The 16,476-nt window shown below is 68.6% G+C and carries 10 protein-coding genes; 2 read left to right on the plus strand and 8 right to left on the minus strand.

What is annotated here, in order from left to right:
- Window positions 1-49: 49 nt before the first annotated feature.
- From ASF51_RS06700 to ASF51_RS06720, 5 genes are read right to left on the minus strand one after another with little or no spacing between them, the layout of a single operon-like run.
- Window positions 50-2,731, minus strand: a complete 2,682-nt coding sequence (locus tag ASF51_RS06700) for a hypothetical protein (protein ID WP_157412033.1) — start codon at window positions 2,729-2,731, stop codon at window positions 50-52.
- Window positions 2,728-3,630 carry a hypothetical protein gene (locus ASF51_RS06705; RefSeq protein WP_055926739.1) on the minus strand — a complete coding sequence of 301 codons (903 nt, stop codon included), beginning with the start codon at window positions 3,628-3,630 and terminating at the stop codon, window positions 2,728-2,730. Before ASF51_RS06705 ends, ASF51_RS06700 begins: the two co-directional genes overlap by 4 nt.
- Complete coding sequence (locus ASF51_RS06710; protein WP_055928052.1) at window positions 3,627-4,451, minus strand: heme ABC transporter ATP-binding protein; 825 nt, start codon at window positions 4,449-4,451, stop codon at window positions 3,627-3,629. Before ASF51_RS06710 ends, ASF51_RS06705 begins: the two co-directional genes overlap by 4 nt.
- Window positions 4,451-5,563 (minus strand): FecCD family ABC transporter permease, encoded by a 1,113-nt coding sequence (locus tag ASF51_RS06715; RefSeq protein WP_369797294.1) that lies wholly within the window; start codon window positions 5,561-5,563, stop codon window positions 4,451-4,453. The genes ASF51_RS06710 and ASF51_RS06715 overlap by 1 nt, the downstream gene beginning before the upstream one ends.
- 1 nt (window position 5,564) lies before the next feature.
- Window positions 5,565-6,686, minus strand: coding sequence for a hemin ABC transporter substrate-binding protein (locus ASF51_RS06720; protein WP_055926741.1), 1,122 nt, complete (start codon window positions 6,684-6,686; stop codon window positions 5,565-5,567).
- Window positions 6,687-6,867: 181 nt separating this feature from the next.
- Here ASF51_RS06720 and ASF51_RS06725 point away from each other — a divergent pair, with 181 nt between their 5' ends.
- Together ASF51_RS06725 and ASF51_RS06730 are read left to right on the plus strand one after the other, a co-directional pair.
- Window positions 6,868-9,099: a cell wall-binding repeat-containing protein gene (locus tag ASF51_RS06725; RefSeq protein WP_055926743.1), complete on the plus strand. Its 2,232-nt coding sequence runs from the start codon at window positions 6,868-6,870 to the stop codon at window positions 9,097-9,099.
- Between the two features lie 168 nt (window positions 9,100-9,267).
- Entirely contained in the window at window positions 9,268-11,490 is a 2,223-nt protein-coding gene (locus tag ASF51_RS06730) for a bifunctional UDP-sugar hydrolase/5'-nucleotidase (protein WP_055926745.1), read from the plus strand.
- A 321-nt stretch (window positions 11,491-11,811) separates the two neighbouring features.
- On the opposite strand, the gene purF is transcribed toward ASF51_RS06730, so the two are convergent.
- The 3 genes from purF to ASF51_RS06745 all read right to left on the minus strand — a co-directional run bounded on the left by purF (window position 11,812) and on the right by ASF51_RS06745 (window position 16,341).
- Window positions 11,812-13,284 carry an amidophosphoribosyltransferase gene (purF, locus tag ASF51_RS06735; RefSeq protein WP_055926748.1) on the minus strand — a complete coding sequence of 491 codons (1,473 nt, stop codon included), beginning with the start codon at window positions 13,282-13,284 and terminating at the stop codon, window positions 11,812-11,814.
- A gap of 80 nt (window positions 13,285-13,364) precedes the next feature.
- Window positions 13,365-15,230 (minus strand): glycoside hydrolase family 2 protein, encoded by a 1,866-nt coding sequence (locus tag ASF51_RS06740; protein WP_055926749.1) that lies wholly within the window; start codon window positions 15,228-15,230, stop codon window positions 13,365-13,367.
- A 94-nt stretch (window positions 15,231-15,324) separates the two neighbouring features.
- Window positions 15,325-16,341: a LacI family DNA-binding transcriptional regulator gene (locus tag ASF51_RS06745; RefSeq protein ID WP_082479602.1), complete on the minus strand. Its 1,017-nt coding sequence runs from the start codon at window positions 16,339-16,341 to the stop codon at window positions 15,325-15,327.
- Window positions 16,342-16,476: the final 135 nt, after the last annotated feature.

A 16,476-nucleotide genomic window follows, 5' to 3' on the forward strand; every position in this document is an offset into this window, starting at 1 on the left:
TCGAGCGCGATATTCCTTGTAGCTACAAGTAATGGCTAGGCAAGAATCCTCACGATCGCAGCAGGTGTCCGGATGCGATCAGGCCGCCCGTAGGAACGGTCACGACGAGCAGAACCCCGGCCGCGGCGAGCAGGATGACCAGCAGCAGAATGAGGGGCCCGGGATCCGAGGTGCTCCCGGCCTCCTGCTGCACGACGACGACCTGGGAGGATCCGGCCGCCTGCGCCATCGAGGCGGGAACGGCCTCGGCCACGGGCGGCAGCGACGGCGCACGCAGGGCGCGCGGAGCAGTCAGCGCCGTCTGGGCGACCGAAGCGGCCGTCGACTCGGGCTGGATCGCCGATGCGGGCGGCGAGCACTCGGGGCTGTCGAAGCACACGGTCATGGGCAGTGCGGTCTTGTTCGCATCGACGCTTCCCCCCGAGCTGTACCAGTAGGCGGCCTGGCCGGTGAGGGCCTGGAAGTCCACGAAGTCCTGGGGGAACGATCCCCATCCGGCCTCATCGGTCTTCTGCGCCACACCACTGGCGGGGATGCTCACCCGCACCCCGTCGTACGCCGGCGTCACGACGAAACCCGCCGCCGTCACATCCACCGAGGGCAGCGTCGCCAGCGTCACGGCCGTGTCGCTGAGCGGAACCCACTTCGACATGTCGTCCATGTCGGTGCCGTAGCCGCCGAGGGTGGCGGTGAGCGTGCCCACGCCGTTCGCCACGAGCAGCCGCGGGTCGCTCACGTAGAAGAAGGTCATGCCGCTGTAGTAGGCCACCGTGAAGTCGCCATCCCATTGGATGTCGGCGTTGTCGGAGCCGGGGTCGACCCGCCCGACGCCCTGGCTCAGCACGACTTGATGATTGCTGAACGTCTTGGTGGTGGGGGAGCCGAGGGGAGCTCCCGACGGCGAGGTCTTGAGCCCCGCCCAGGTCGCCGGAGCGAACGACCCGTCGGCCTGCTGCTTCTCGATGGCGACGTTGCCCTCCGACTGCTTCCACGACGACTCGGGAAGCGTCGTGCCGTGCCCGCCGGTGTCGGCGACCTTGCCGGCCGAGAAGAAGTTGACCGTTCCGGGCGCGAAGGCCGAGTTGTTGCTCTCGTTGTTGACGCCCCAGCGGAAGGTGGCGTAGCTGACGTCGTGCAGGCCCTGCTGGTCGGGTGTGACCGAGAAGAACACGGTTGCGGGCTTCGACGAGCCGTCGTCGCCGACGAACAGCAGCGAGTAGTCGCCGGGCCCGAGTGCGGGCAGCGTCACCTCGGCCGAGGCGATCCCGCCGGCCACGGTGAATGAGCCCAGATAGACGGCGCCCGGGGACAGCCAGACCTCCCCGGTGCGCGAGGCGCCGGCCCAGGGCAGACCGAGCTCGAGCGTCTGGTTCGAGGCTATGGATGCCGGCACGCCGGTCGCCGACGACGTCTCGTCGGTCGCATGGCCGGCCTTCACCGCCGCGCGGATGGCGGCGACTCCGTCGAAGGCCGGCGCCACCGACCCGAGTACGTACGGATCGACCGTGAGCCGTGCCACGTCGGAGACGGCGGAACCGGCCGGATTGCTCGCCGTGGCGCGGAAGAGCGCTCCGCTGTCGGACAGGGCGACGGAGGCGAGCGACAGCGTCGCGGCGCCGTCTCCCACGGCGGTCCACGTCGCGCCCTCGTCGTCGCTGCGCTCCCACTGGTAAGTGAGGGGAGCGCTGCCGCGAGCCTCGATCGCGAAGGAGGTGCCGAGGCGCGCGCTCGTTCGCGCATCCACCGGCTGTGTCTCGACGCTCGGGGCAGTGACCACCGGCGCCACGGAATCGAACGACACCTCGATGGGCAGCGGCCTCTTGAAACCGTCGGTGCTCAGCCCGCTCGAGTACCAGTACGACGACTGGCCCGTGAGCAGCTGGTAGTCGACGTAGCTCTGTGGAAACGACCCCCAGGCCGAACCCGAGCGCACCTGCGGAGACGCCGACTCGGGCAGCTCGACCTCCACGCCGTCGTAGTCAGGAGTCGCGATCAGTCCGCTCTCGGTGACATCGACGCCGGTGAGGGTCGCGATCGTCACCTCGCTGGTGGGCAGCTGCTCGAAGACGTCGGGGTCGTCCATGCTCGTGCCGTAGCCGCTGAGCGTCGCGGTCACGGTGCCGACACCCGCCGTCACCGAGAGGTGAGGATCGGAGACGGAGAACTGGGTCATACCGTTGTAGAACGCGACCGTGAACGAGCCGCTCCAGGCGATGTCCGCGTCGTCGGATGCGGCGTCGAGGGTTCCGCCGCCGTTCGAGATCGCCACGCGGTGATCGCTGAAGCGCCCGCTCGTGGGGCTCGGGATCGGCTCGCCCGTCGGAGTGGTCGTGAGCCCGGCCCAGGTCGCCGTGGCGTAGGTGCCGTCGGCGCTCTTCTTCTGGATCGTGACGTCGCCGGAGGTCGCCGCCCACTCGGACTCGGAGATCGTGTCGGCGCCGCTCGTCTTCGGGGCCACTCCCGCAGACATGACGTTGTAGGTTCCCGGAGCGAAGGCGCGGTTGTTCGCCTCGTTGCTGATGCCCCAGGCGAAAACGGCGTCGTCGACGGTGAACGAGTCGGCGCTCGCGGGCAGCGCCCCGAACGCGAGCAGCGCGCCGGCCGCGAGGCTCGCGACGGCCGCCCCCGCGACCGCACGCGCCGCGCGTCGCCGGGCATCCGCGCCCGCCGGGCGCATCCGCTGCCGGTCGTCGGGGCGCGCATCACCCGAACGGGCGCGGATGCCCCTCACTTCGCCTCCGGAGTGGGGGCGGCAGGGGTGCCGGCCGCCGCCAGCAGCGCGCGCTGGCGCTTGCGTCCTGACAGCACCGCCCACACCAGGAACGCGATCGACAGCACGACCAGCGCTCCCACGCCGATGATGGCACCGGTGATGAGAGGGATGAGCTGCGCGGTGGAGTCGGCGGCCGCCACGACGGCGGGCTGCGTCACGTAGCTCGTGGTGGTGGGAACAGGGGTGGCCGCCTCCGCGGCTGCAGGCGCCTCGGCGACGGGTGCTGCGACAGCCGCAGCCGGATCCGAGCCGTAGAGATCGGTGAACGTGATCGGCGTGAAGGTCTCGTTGTTCGCGTTCGGAACGCCGTGGGCACCGATCGTGATGATGCCGCACTGCACCTCGGTGCAGTCCACCTCGGAGGCCGCCCCCGAGCGGTCGAGCGAGGTGAACGTGGCCCCGGGAATCTGGAGCGTCGCCGAGAACGTGCCGTCGCTCGCCAGGATGCCTCCGTTCGCCGCGTATTCGGTCGAGCTGCCCGGGAACGACACGAACGAGGCGTAGCCCACGGGGTTCGATTCGTCGTCGGGAACGTAGCGGTAGTCGGTGCCCGTCGAGCCGCCCTGACTCGGCTGCCAGCCGTCGCCATCCACCCAGCCGAAGAGAACGTAGACCCCGCCGAAGCCGTTGACGATCGACTGGAAGCCAGACCCGGTCAGCTGCAGCTCGGTGAGATACGTCGGATCGGCGACGCCGGTCAGGTCGGGTCGACCCGCGACGCTGACAGACACGGATGCGCCCGCCGCCCGCGCGGGTTCGACCGGCGCGAGCGACGCCAGGGGTGCCGCGACGAGACCTGCGGCGAGGGCCGCGGTTGCGATCAGTCCGGTCGCTCGAATTCGGGAGCGGAGGGTCATGAGGAGGCCTTTCGGGGGAGCGCGGTGCGGAAGCGCGCAGTGGCGCGCACGGGAAGGATGATGGTTGCGCCGGTCTCGGGGTGCGTGATGACCTCGACCGGCTGCGCGTAGACGTCGGAGATGCGCTCGACGGTGAGCACCTCGCGGGGCGAGCCCTGGGCCACGATGCGGCCCGAGCTGAGCAGGGCGATGCGGTCGGCGTAGGCGGCGGCGAGGTTGAGGTCGTGCAGCACCACGATCACGGCGTCGCCCGTTTGAGCGCGCTCGCGGGCGAGCCGCAGCACGTCCTCCTGGTGCCGCAGGTCGAGCGCGGCCGTCGGCTCGTCGAGCAGCAGGATGCCGGTGCGTTGCGCCAGCACGCGGGCGAACGCACTGCGGGCCCTCTCGCCGCCCGACAGCGAGGGAACCTGTCGATGCCGGAAACGCTCGATGTCGGTGAGTCGGATCGCCTCGTCGACGGCCTCCTCGTCGTCGTGGTCGAGGGGCGTGCGCTGCCAAGGCGCACGACCCATTTCGACCACCTGCTCGACCGTGAACGGAAAGAACACACCGTTCTCCTGCAGCAGCACGGCGCGCTGCTGCGACAACTCCTTCAGCTTCCAGTCGTCGAGGGGGCGTCCGGCGATCTCGATCGTTCCGCGGCTTCGAGTCTGATCTCCCGTCAGGGCGGCGAGAAGCGTCGACTTGCCGGCTCCGTTGGGGCCGATGAGCGCCACGATCTCCCCCGAGAAGACCCGGATCGATGCGTCGGCGAGGATCTGCCTGCCGTCGATCTCGACCGACACGCCCCGAGCATCCAGAGCAACGCTCGCCTCGCGCATCAGCCCCACCCGCCCGCGCTGCGGCGCGCGCGGCGCAGCAGCCAGAAGAAGAAGGGACCGCCGACCAGCGAGGTGAGCATGCCGATCGGCAGGTCGGCCATGGGAACGGCGGTGCGCGCCACGAGGTCGGCCGTGAGCAGCAGCAGCGCGCCGCCGAGCACACTGGCCACAAGGAGCGGGCGGTGCGCCGGGCCGATGATCATGCGCATGAGGTGGGGGATCACGAGGCCGACGAACGCAATGATGCCCGCGAACGAGACGGCGGCGGCCACCAGCAGCGCGGTCACGACGATGGCCACGATGCGCAGGCCCTCGACGTTGACCCCGAGATGTCGGGCGCTGCGCTCGCCGAGCGAGAGCAGGTCGAGTCTGCGCGAGATGACGAACGCGACGACCACTCCGACGACGATGAGCGGCAGCACGATCCAGAACTGCTGCCAGCGCGAGCCGTTGAGGCTGCCGAGCTGCCAGAACACGATCTGCTCGCGCGCCGCCTGGTCGCCGAGAAACGTCATGAGGGCGAGGCCCGCGCCGGTGAACGCGTTGACCGCGATGCCCGTGAGCACGAGGGTCACGACCTCTGTCTTTCCGCCCGACCGGCTCATGAAGTAGACGACGAAGGTGGCGGCGAGACCGGTGATGAAGGCGGCGACGGCGATGGTCCACTCGCCGAAGAACGCCCATCCGAAGACGATGGTGGCGGATGCGCCGAGCGCGGCCCCCGAGGAGACACCGATCACGCCGGGGTCGGCCAGCGGGTTGCCGAACACGGCCTGCATCAGCAGTCCGGCGGCGGCCAGCGCTGCGCCGATCACGATCGACATGGCCACGCGGGGGAACCGGATGGTCCAGAGCGCGCTCTCGCCGTTCGGATGCGCGGGAAGCGGCCCGAGGTCGAGCCCGACCGCGTGCATGATCGAGCCGAACACCTCTGCCGGAGACACGTAGAGCTGGCCCGTTCCCGCCGACACGAGCGCCATGACCGCCAGGGCGAGAGCGAGCCCCGTGATCAGCAGCACCCGGCGTCGGGCGGTGACGGTGCGCGGCAGGGGATCGGCGGAGGACTCGGGCGAGGGCCGGTCGGTGCGGGTCGCGTCGTCGACGGCGGTCACGCTACTCGGCCTTCGTCGGGGCATAGATGGCGCGGGCGAGGGCGTCGAGAACCGCGGGGCTGCGCGGTCCGAAGCTCAGCACCTCGGTGTCGCTCATGTCGACGATGCGCCGGTGCTGGCCGGCGGGGGTCTCGGCCACGGCCGGGATGCGTTCGAGCAGGCCGTCGACGCCGTCGACCGATTCGAGTCCCTTGGTCATCATGAGGATGAGGTCGGGCGACGCATCGACCATGGCCTCGGCCGTCATCGGCCTCATGCCCTGCCAGCCGATCTCGGTGGCCACGTCGACGCCGCCGAGGCTCGTGATCAGCGAATCGGTGCCCGAACCCGTTCCGAAGATGTAGTAGATGCCCGCGTTTCCGCGCACGTAGAGGAACATGATGCGCAGCTTGTCGGCCTCGTCTTTCGGAGCGATCGCCGCGATGTCGGCCACGGTCTGAGCCGTCTCGTCCTGCAGGCGGTCCGCGAGCATCCGGCCCTGTTCGGGCACGCCGAGCGCGGCGGCGACGGCCGTGACGATGTCGCCGGTGTTCTCGAGGCTGCGGGTGGGGGTCATCACCACCACGGGGATGCCGGACTCGCGCATCTGCAGCACCACGTCCCACGGCCCGATCGACGAGTCGGTGAGGATGACAGTGGGCTCGAGCGCGAGAATCGCCTCGCCGTTGAGCTCGTGACCGTTCTGCGTGACGAGCGGCAGGTCCTTCGCCTCGTCGAAGCCGGTCGACGTGTCGCGCCCCACGACGTTGTCGCCGAGGCCGAGTCCGTAGACCGTGGCGGCGAGCGATCCGTAGAGGTCGAGAGCGAGGATGCGCGAGGTGTCGGTGATCGTGACCGGAGTGCCCTGGTTGTCGGTGACGGTCACGGGCAGCTGCGAGACGACATCGTCGGCGACCGGGTCGATGGTCGTGTCGGTCAGGCAGGCGGTGGATGCGCCGACCGCCTCGCGGGGTGCGTCGTCGACGGCGAGTTCGGCCAGCGGGGTGGTCGACGCCGCGCAGGATGCCTCGCCCGATTCCGCCCCGGACGCGCCGGCCGAGCAGCCCGTCAATGCCACCGCGAGCACGATCACCGAGCCGAGGAGAAGTCGGGGGATGCGCCGGGAGCGTGCGGTGGAGGACATGGTTGAGCGTCTTTTCGAACGAGGGAGGAGAGGGGTATCGATAAGCAGTCTACGAAAGTTAATTAGGAATACCTAACCTAATTAAGGCTAAGCTAACTCCGATCGAGCGCCTCGATTATGACGATGCCTCGATATCTCTCTGCGCGTGCCCTGCGCCTGATCCCACAATTCCGGAGTTGTCGTGAAATTCAGAACCTCTCGCCGCCCTCGTGCGGCACTGGCCGCGGCGGCCATCGTCGCCGTCGGCCTCTCGACCTTCGCGGCGCTGCCCGCGTCCGCCGCCGAGCTCGACGTCAGTGACGCAGTCCTGACCTGGGGCGTGACCAACGAGGCCAACAGCGGCGCCTTCTTCGGCGGCTGCAACTTCCTGTCGGCCGGAGTGGCCGGAAACACCGGATCCTCGCGTGTCTGGACCGAGTCGGACGGCTTCTACTCCGCCTCAGCGGGCAACGTGGAGATCGTCAAGCCGAACGCTGCGGGCGACGGGACGACGAACCCCACGTGGGCGACGAAGTGCCAGACCCCGGCCGGCACCAACGTGAACACGACGGCGACGAGCTGGTCCGACACGAAGGTCACGATCTCGGCGGGCAGCGGGCACGTCGATCCTGCAACGGGCGAGGCGAGCATCCAGTGGGACGGCGACTTCTCGGTCGTCTTCTACGGCGGACTCACCTATTGGACGGCCAGCGACCCGCTTCTCACCGTCGATGCGGAGGGAAACGGAACGCTCACCGCGACCGCGTCGGGCTACGGCGCCAGCATGCAGGACACGAACGTCTGGGAGACCATCGCCCCCCGCGAGATCACCCTGGCCAACCTCACCGGTGTGGTCGTGGACGAAGACGGATTCACGGTCACGCCCGACTACCTGGGCGTCTCCGCGCCGGCCGACGCGGGCCAGGTCGCCCCGTCGTCGTCGAACAGCGCGTACTGGGGATCGTTCCCGAGCGACTTCGTCGACTTCCAGTTCCTGACCGGCCAGTCGTCGTACTGGTTCAGCAGCGGACTCTCGTCTGACGTCAAGAAGCCGGCCCTGCCTGTGACCGTGGGATACACGGCCACGGCTCCGAGCCCGACCGTGGTCGTCTCGAAGACGAGCAACATCGACCCGCTCGGCGAGGTCGTCACGGTCAGAGGCACCGGATTCCTGCCCAGCGGCGCCGCGACCACGGGCACTCGCCCGCCGCTCGCCGGCAAGTTCACGGGTGTCTATGTCGGGTTCGGCAAATACGCCGACGTCTGGCAGCCGACGGCCAATGCGGCGCCATCCGCGCGCAGCAACTCCGAGGTCAAGTGGGCCGTCTCCGCCGAGGACATCGCCACGATCGGCGGAGCGGGCGCCGGAGCCATCGAGGTCAAGCCCGACGGAACCTTCGAGGCGACACTCCTCATCAAGAACAACTACGCCGGCGCACCGGTCACGGGAAACTACGGCGTCTACACCTACCCGGGTGGTGGAGCGAAGTACGCCCCGTTCGAGACCTACACGCCGATCGACTTCGCGCCGGCGAGCCGCATCGAGGGCGCGACCCGCTACGACGTCGCCGTCGGCATCTCCCAGAAGGCGTATCCCACCACGGCGAACACCGTCTACGTCGTCACCGGAGAGAACTACCCCGACGCCCTCAGCGCAGCCCCGGCCGCGGTCAAGGAGAAGGCGCCGCTTCTTCTGACGACGAAGTCGTCCATCCCCGCGTCCGTCACGACCGAGATCCAGCGGCTCAAGCCGTCGAAGATCGTCGTTGTGGGTGGCCCCAACTCGGTGTCGGATGCGGTCCTCTCCCAGCTCGACACGCTTGCGACCGGTGACGCCGTGCGCATCTCCGGCGCCGACCGGTACGAAGCGTCGCGCAACGTCGTCGACTATGCATTCGGTGAGGCCGGGGCGACCCTCGCCTACGTCTCCACCGGCCAGAACTTCCCGGATGCACTGTCGGCCAGCGCCGCGGGCGGCACGGTCGGAGCGCCCGTCGTTCTCGTGAACGGCACGGCTGCGGTGGCCGACGCTGCGACGAAGAAGACGTTGACCGAGCTGGGCGTCACCAGCGTGAAGATCGCGGGCGGACCGAACTCGGTGACGCCGTCCATCGAGGCATCGCTCGCAGCTGCTGACCGCACGGTCACGCGTCTGTCGGGCGCCGATCGTTTCGAGGCCTCGGCGAACATCAACAAGGACGCCTTCACCTCGAGCAAGCGCGCGTTCATCGCCACGGGATACAACTTCCCGGACGCGCTGGCGGGCGCAGCGTACGCCGGCGCCGTCGGAGCTCCGCTCTACGTCGTGCCGACGACGTGCGTTCCGGCCCAGGTGATTGCCGACCTCTCAACCCTCGGGGTCGACCAGGTCACCCTGCTGGGCGGGCCGAACTCGTTGACCTCGGCCGTCGAGAACCTCACCGCCTGCGTCTGATCCGACGCTGACGAGCTCAGCCCGTGCACCCCCACAACGGGAGGTGCACGGGCTGAGCTTTTGTCGTTTGTGAACAACAGGTTTCGTTTCGGGGTGTTCGTTGACTGGGATGGTCGGGTCGCGTTTGCTGGGAGTCACCCCTGAACAATTCCTGGAGAATCACACCCCATGCAGCCATCCTCACCACGGCGGCGCCCTGTGCGCGCCGCCGCGCTTCTCGTGTCGTCCACCATCGCCCTCGTCGGGTTCGCCGCTCTTCCCGCGTCGGCCGCACCCGGTGACGTGTCGATCGACGTCTACACGATGAACGACTTCCACGGCCACCTCGAGCAGAACCTCGGCAGCGGCGAGGCCGGCGCGGCAAGCATCGCGACCGCCTTCGACACCTTTAAGACCGCGAACCCCAACAGCACCCTCGTCTCCGCCGGTGACAACATCAGCGGTTCGCCGTTCATCTCGCAGGCGCAGAACGACGAGCCCACCATCGACGCACTGAACCTGATCGGACTGAGTGTCTCGGCGATCGGAAACCACGAGCTCGACCATGGCCGTGAGGACCTCGAGGTCCGAGTCGCCAAACGGGCTCAGTTCGAGTTCATCTCGGCGAACCTGTTCAACAAGGGCACGGCAGACCACGCGTTCGCGCCCTACGACATCCAGACCTTCGACGGTGTGAAGGTCGGCTTCATCGGGGCGGTCACAGAAGACCTGACCACGCTCGTCAGCCCGGCCGGCATCGACACCCTGGCCGTCGGCGGCATCGTCGACAGCGTCAACGCCGTCGCGCAGGAGCTCACCGACGGAACGGAGGCGCCCGGCAACGAGGAAGCCGATGTGCTGGTTCTCGTGATCCACGAGGGTGCCGCGTCAGCGTCGGCCAACTTCACCGACGTCAATACCGTCTTCGGCAAGATCGTCACGGGCACCGGTCCGTATGTCGATGCCATCGCATCCGGCCACACCCACACGCTGTACTCGCAGTCGGTGACGGTCGGCGCGAAGACGATCCCCGTGCTGCAGACGGGCAGCTACGGCTCCAACCTCGGTCACTTCAACTTCCAGGTGAACCCCACCACGAAGGCGATCTCGTCGTCGACCGGTGAGATCATCCCGCTGGTGAAGCCCGCCGTCCCCGCGTCGGGAGGAAACCCCGCCGTGCCCGCGGCCTCGCTGTACGCGCAAGACGCCGAGGTGGCCGCTCTCGTCGCCGAAGCCAAGCAGACGTCGAGCGTCATCGGTCGAGAGGTGATCGGCACGGTCACGGACTCCTTCAACAGGGCCACGTTGACAGACGTCACCAAAGAGAACCGCGGTGGCGAGTCGACGCTCGGCAATGAGGTCGCCGACGGCCAGCTCTGGGCCACCCGCGACCTCGGCACTCAGCTCGCCTTTATGAACCCCGGCGGCCTTCGCACGAACATCAACTACGCGGCGAACCCGGGCAGCCCCGGCGACGTCGACGGCTCGGTGACCTACGAAGAGGCCGCGACCGTGCAGCCGTTCGCCAACACCCTGTTCACGCAGACGCTGACCGGTGCGCAGATCAAGACGGTGCTCGAGCAGCAGTGGCAGACGGGGCAGACCCGCCCGTTCCTCAAGCTCGGCATCAACTCCGAGCTCACGTACACCTACGACCCCGCGGCCGCCGACGGATCTCACGTGACCGAGATCTTCTACCTGGGCGACCCCATCGCAGCGGACGACACCTTCAAGGTCGTGACGAACAGCTTCCTCGCCGCCGGTGGAGACGGGTTCCTCGAGTTGGCCAATGGCCAGGGCAAGGCCGACACCGGCCGAGTCGACCTCGACGCGTTCAGGGACTACATCGGTCAGAACTCGCCTCTGTCGCCCGACTACACCACGGGCTCGATCGGTATCGCGAACCTTGCCGACCCGGCCGGAACGCCCGTCGCCTTCGGCACGGTCGAGCCCGGTGACAGCTACGAGTTCTCGCTCAGCTCGCTGGTGCTGAGCGGCACTCCGGTGCCGGACACCTCGGTTCGGGTGCTCTTCGACGGCGTCGAGATTGCGACCGCCGACATCGACCTGTCGATCGTCGATCTCTACGACGAGCAGGGCCGGTCCACCGTGGCGTTCAGCATTCCTGAGGGCGCGGCCGACGGAGCTCACACCATCGCATTCGCGTTGAACGAGTCGGGCCTCGAACTGAGCTACCCCGCGCAGATCGGCGAGCTCGTCGTCGATCCGGGCACCCCCGGTGTCTCGGTCGGCGACCCGGCCGCGGCCGCACCCGGCGCGCCCGCCGCTCCGCCGGCGCTCGCCGCCACGGGTCTGGATGCGACGGTTCCGCTTCTCGGGGCCGGCCTGCTTCTCGCCCTGGGCGCGCTGCTCGTCGTGCGTCGTCGCCGCGGAGCGCTGACCCGCCCGTAGGCACACTGAACGAAGGACTGGCCCGGGGTGGAAGCCCCGGGCCAGTCCTTTGTGCCCTGGGGCGCTTATAGCGGTTCCCCGCGAGCCGACTCTGTCGGCCGCGAGATCGACTCGTCGCACATGCACCCACGATGTCGAAGATAGATGCATCTGAGCCGAGTCGATCTTGTGCGGCCGATCCATCCGGCGCACAAGCACCTTCCCCGGGGCCTAAGCGTGCATGTGCGCCGAGTGGACGGGGCGGCCCTTCGACAGGCTCAGGGTGCGGGCCCTTCGACGGGCTCAGGGGGCGGGCGCTAGGACTGGCTCAGGGAGCGGGCGCTAGGAGCGCTGCGTCGCCTCGACCCAGGCGAGGTACTCGGGGCTCACCGAACCGGTGACGTATTCGCCGGTGAAGCAGCTCATCTCGAGGTTCTTCACCTGGCTTCCCTCGAGGATGGCGCTCTCCATGTCGGAGATCTCTTGGTAGATGAGGTGGTCTGCTCCGAGTTCGCGGGCGATCTCGGGAAAGCTGCGACCGTGGGCCACGAGCTCTTCGCGCGACGGCATGTTGATGCCGTAGACGTGCGGGAAGCGCACAGGGGGAGCGGCCGAGGTGAACGTGACCTTGTTGGCGCCGGCGGCGCGGGCCATCTCGACGATCTCCTTCGAGGTCGTGCCCCGCACGATCGAGTCGTCGACGATCAGAATGTTCTTGCCCTTGAACTCGGTCGACATGGCGTTGAGCTTCTGCCTCACGCTCTTCTTGCGCTCGGCCTGGCCGGGCATGATGAAGGTGCGGCCCACGTAGCGGTTCTTGTAGAAGCCCTCGCGGTATTCGACGCCGAGCTTCTGCGCGACCTGCATGGCGGCGGGCCTCGACGAGTCGGGAATGGGCATGACCACGTCGATGTCGCCCATCGGGGTGAGATCGGCGATGGTCGTGGCCAGGCGGTTGCCGAGCCGGAGCCGGGCCTCGTAGACCGAGATGCCGTTCATAACGCTGTCGGGGCGTGCGAGGTAGACGTACTCGAACGAGCAGGGCACGAGAACCGGGTTCTTCGCGCACTGCCGCGAGTACATCTCGCCGTTCTGCGTGATGAAGATCGCTTCGCCGGGCGCGACCTCGCGCACGACCTCGTAGCCGGAGGCCTCGAGCACCAGCGACTCGCTGGCCACGATCCACTCGTCGCGCTGCACACCGGCGAGGGCGTTCGCGTCGCTGCGCTTGCCGAGAACGAGAGGGCGGATGCCGAAGGGGTCGCGGAAGGCGAGCAGCCCGTGGCCGGCGATGAGCGAGATCACCGCGTAGGAGCCCTCGATGCGCTCGTGCACGTTGGCGACGGCGTCGAAAACCTGGTCGGGCTCGAGGTCGAGGCCGGAGACCTGGCTCTGCAGCTCGGTGGCGAGAACGTTGAGCAGCAGCTCGGTGTCGCTCGAGGTGTTCAGGTGCCGGCGGTCGATGTGGAAGAGCTCCTGGTTAAGCTCGCGGGTGTTGGTGAGGTTGCCGTTGTGGATGAGCACGATGCCGTAGGGCGCATTGACGTAGAACGGCTGGGCCTCTTGCTCATTGCCGGCGACGCCCTTGGTCGCGTAGCGCACGTGGCCGAGGCCCACGTTTCCCAGCAGGGAGCGCATGTCGCGCGTGCGGAACGCCTCACGGACCTGCCCCTTGGCCTTCGTGATGTGGAACGTCGAGCCGTCGGCCGTGGCGATACCGGTCGAGTCCTGCCCGCGGTGCTGAAGCAAGAGAAGGCTGTCGTACACCTGTTGATTGACCGGACCGGACGAGACGATACCGACGATGCCGCACATACCGGGCGGACTCCAGACACTGTAGAGAAATAGGCCGTGCTCCATTCTACGGGAGCCCCGGCGACCGGTGCCCCGCGGTGCTAGGCGGAGCGCCCCTGGCCCGAGAAGATCGCGCGGAGAACCTCGATCGGCGCCTTCGGAACGCGGTCATCCGACACGAGTCCGTTCGTCTCCTGCAGGGTGTCGGCGAGCTGCGTGTAGCAGTAGCCCGCCAGGAAGGTGCTCTCGTCGAGGGCACCCACCACGGCGCGCAGCCGCGCCACGAAATCGTCGGCGCCCGACGCGCTCGAGTAACCCCAGGCATCCGTGTCGACGTATCGGGTGGCGAAAGAGATGCCGCCGAACTCGGTGAGCATCACGGGGCGTTCGCCGACCTGCTGGCCGTCGAGCAGGATCCGCCTGCCGGCCGGGCCGAACCCGTCGAGCAGCCGCTCTTTCGCGTCGTCGTCGGAGTAGCGTTTCGTCAGCACGGCGCCCGACGACTCGTAGTCGTGCACGCTGATGATGTCGGAGTCGACATGCTCCCAGCCGTCGTTCGAGATCACGGGCCGGGAGCCGTCGAGCGTGCGGGTGATCGAGACGAGGGCGCGTGCAAAGGCGCGCATGGCCGGGTCGTGCTCGATGTGCTGCACGCCCCAGCTCTCGTTGAGCGGCACCCAGGTGACGATCGACGGATGCGACAGGTCGCGTTCGATCACGGCCGTCCACTCGGCGAGCAGGCGCGTGGCCGCGGTGCTCGAGAACTCGAACGCCCCGGGCGTCTCGGCCCAGACGAGGAGTCCGAGCCGATCGGCCCAGTACAGGAACCGGGGGTCCTCGATCTTCTGGTGAAGACGGGTGGCGTTGAAGCCGAGCTCCTTGGTGAGCTCGATGTCGGCGCGAAACGCGTCCGGGCCCGGGCTCGCCAGGTGCGACTCGGGCCAGTACCCCTGGTTCAGCACGGAGCGCACGAAGTACGGCCGGTTGTTGAGCAGGAAACGGCCGCCTCCCCATGCGGCCGAGCGCAGGCCGAGGTAGGAGGCGACGCTGTCGATCGTCGCCTCGCCGTGCCGCACGGTCACGGTCGCGTCGATCAGGCGCGGGTGCTCGGGCGACCAGAGGAGCTCCTCGTAGGCCTGCCCGTTCCGCTGCTCGAGCACTTCGACGACCCCGTGGATGCTGGTGGTCGCGGCGGGCAGGGTGAGCTCGCCCACAACACGGCCCTCGAAAGAGAGCGCGATGTCGACGACGGTTCCCGGCTTCGGATCGCGGGCGAGGTCGATGCGCACCGCGACAGTGCCGCCCGGCACATCCGGAACCCAGTGCACGAGGCGAACCGCCACGGTCGGCGTCGCCTCGAGCCAGACGGGCTGCCAGATGCCGGTCGTGCGGTGGTACCAGATCGAGTGGGGATCGAGCCTCCAGTCCTGTTTACCCCGGGGCTGTGCGACATCGGCGGGGTCGTCCTCCGCGCGCACCACCAGGAGCTGCTCGGCGCGTTCGTCGTCGAGCGCCGAGGTGATGTCGAACGAGAAAGGCGTCTGGCCGCCCTCGTGCGAGCCGAGGAAGACGCCGTTGAGCCAGACCATCGCGCGATAGTCCACGGCGCCGAAGTGCAGCATGAGTCGCCGGGCGTCGTCGCTGCCCGAATCGACGCCGCCGAAGCCGGCCTCGCTCAGCTCGTCCGCGCTCACGGAGCGGGCGTACCAGACCACGCGGTGGAACCCGGTGTCGCCGATGCCGGACAATGCCGACTCGAACGGGTACGGCACGGTGATGGTGAGGTCGAAGTCCGCCGAGTTCTGCCAGCCCGCGTCGAGTCCCGAGTCCGTGTCGTCGAACGAGAAACGCCAGGGGCCGTCGAGTTCGCTCCACCGCGCCCTCACCAGTTGGGGCCGCGGGTAGCTGCCGTCGTTGTCGCCGGCAGGGCGATCGTGCGCGGTGTGGGAAGGGGCGTCACTGCTCATGCGCCCATCATGTCAGCAAATTTACTGCGCTGTAAATACGGAACATGACGGTGTGCGGTTCGGCCGCCCGCGGCTGCGGCCCGATGCTCCGGGCTCAGGCGGGTGGCGCGCTCTCGCGCGCGATGAGTTCGTAGTCGACCAGGCGATGGCGACCGAGCCCGTCGAAGCCGGCGATCCGTTCTCCCAGCATCTCGAGGGCGACGCGGGCGAGGGCGTCGAGGTCGGGCGCGATCGACGTGATGCTCGGGAAGGTCGTCGCGGTGAACGAGATGTTGTCCCAGCCCACGATCGCTATGTCGTCGGGAATGCGGATGCCGCGCTCGTGGAGGGCTCGCAGGGCGCCCATCGCGGCGAGGTCGTCGCGGCACACGATGCCGTCGATCTTCAGGCCGGCGTCGATCGCGGCGCCGAGCGACGCGGCCGACGCGGCGGGTGTGATCTCGTCGCTGGCGATCAGCAGCGCCGGGTCGGCCGAGAGCCCGGACTGTTCCAGACCCTCCTGGTAGCCCACGATCCGGAGACGCGAGGTCGACGAGAGAGCCTGGGCCTCATGGCCCAGGAATGCGATGCGCCGCCGGCCGAGGGCCACGAGATGGCGCGTGGCGGCGGCCGCCGCCGAGACGTTGTCGATCATCACGCGGTCCATGCTCAGCGGCGCCGGGCCCTCACCGAGAAGCACCATGGGCAGGTCGCCGTGGCGCTCGGCGATCTCGCGCGACGAGATCTGCGACGGTTGGAAGAGCATCCCGTCGACGAGGCCCGCCTCGCTGGCCGAGAGGACGGCGCGTTCGCCCTCGAGGGTTCCTTCCGTCTCCTCGAGGAGCAGTCGGTAGCCCGGACTGGTCTGCGCGGCCGCTCGGGACACGAGATTGGCCAACTCGGAGAAGTAGGGGAGTCGCACGTCGGCGAAGGCGAGGGCGAGCAGGCCGGTGCGCCCCGTCGCGAGACGGCGACCCAGGGCGTTGGGGCGGTAGCCGAGTTCGTCGATGGCCTTCTGCACCCGTTCGCGCATGGCGTGCGACACATGCGGATGCTCGTGCACGACGTTCGAGACGGTCTTCATCGAGACGCCGGCGTGCTCGGCGACGTCCTGCAGCCGGACTCCAGCCATCGATCCTCCCGGATAACGCCGTCGCATCGCCCGACGGAGACGCCGGCATGCGTGGCTTCCGATAGTAGCGGCTCGGTCGCCGTCACGATTGCATCGCTGTAACCCGAACCCCCCTTGACCCGAAACTTCTAGCGC

This window comes from Agreia sp. Leaf283 (genome assembly GCF_001422485.1).
In the GTDB taxonomy this organism is placed as follows: Bacteria; Actinomycetota; Actinomycetes; order Actinomycetales; family Microbacteriaceae; genus Agreia.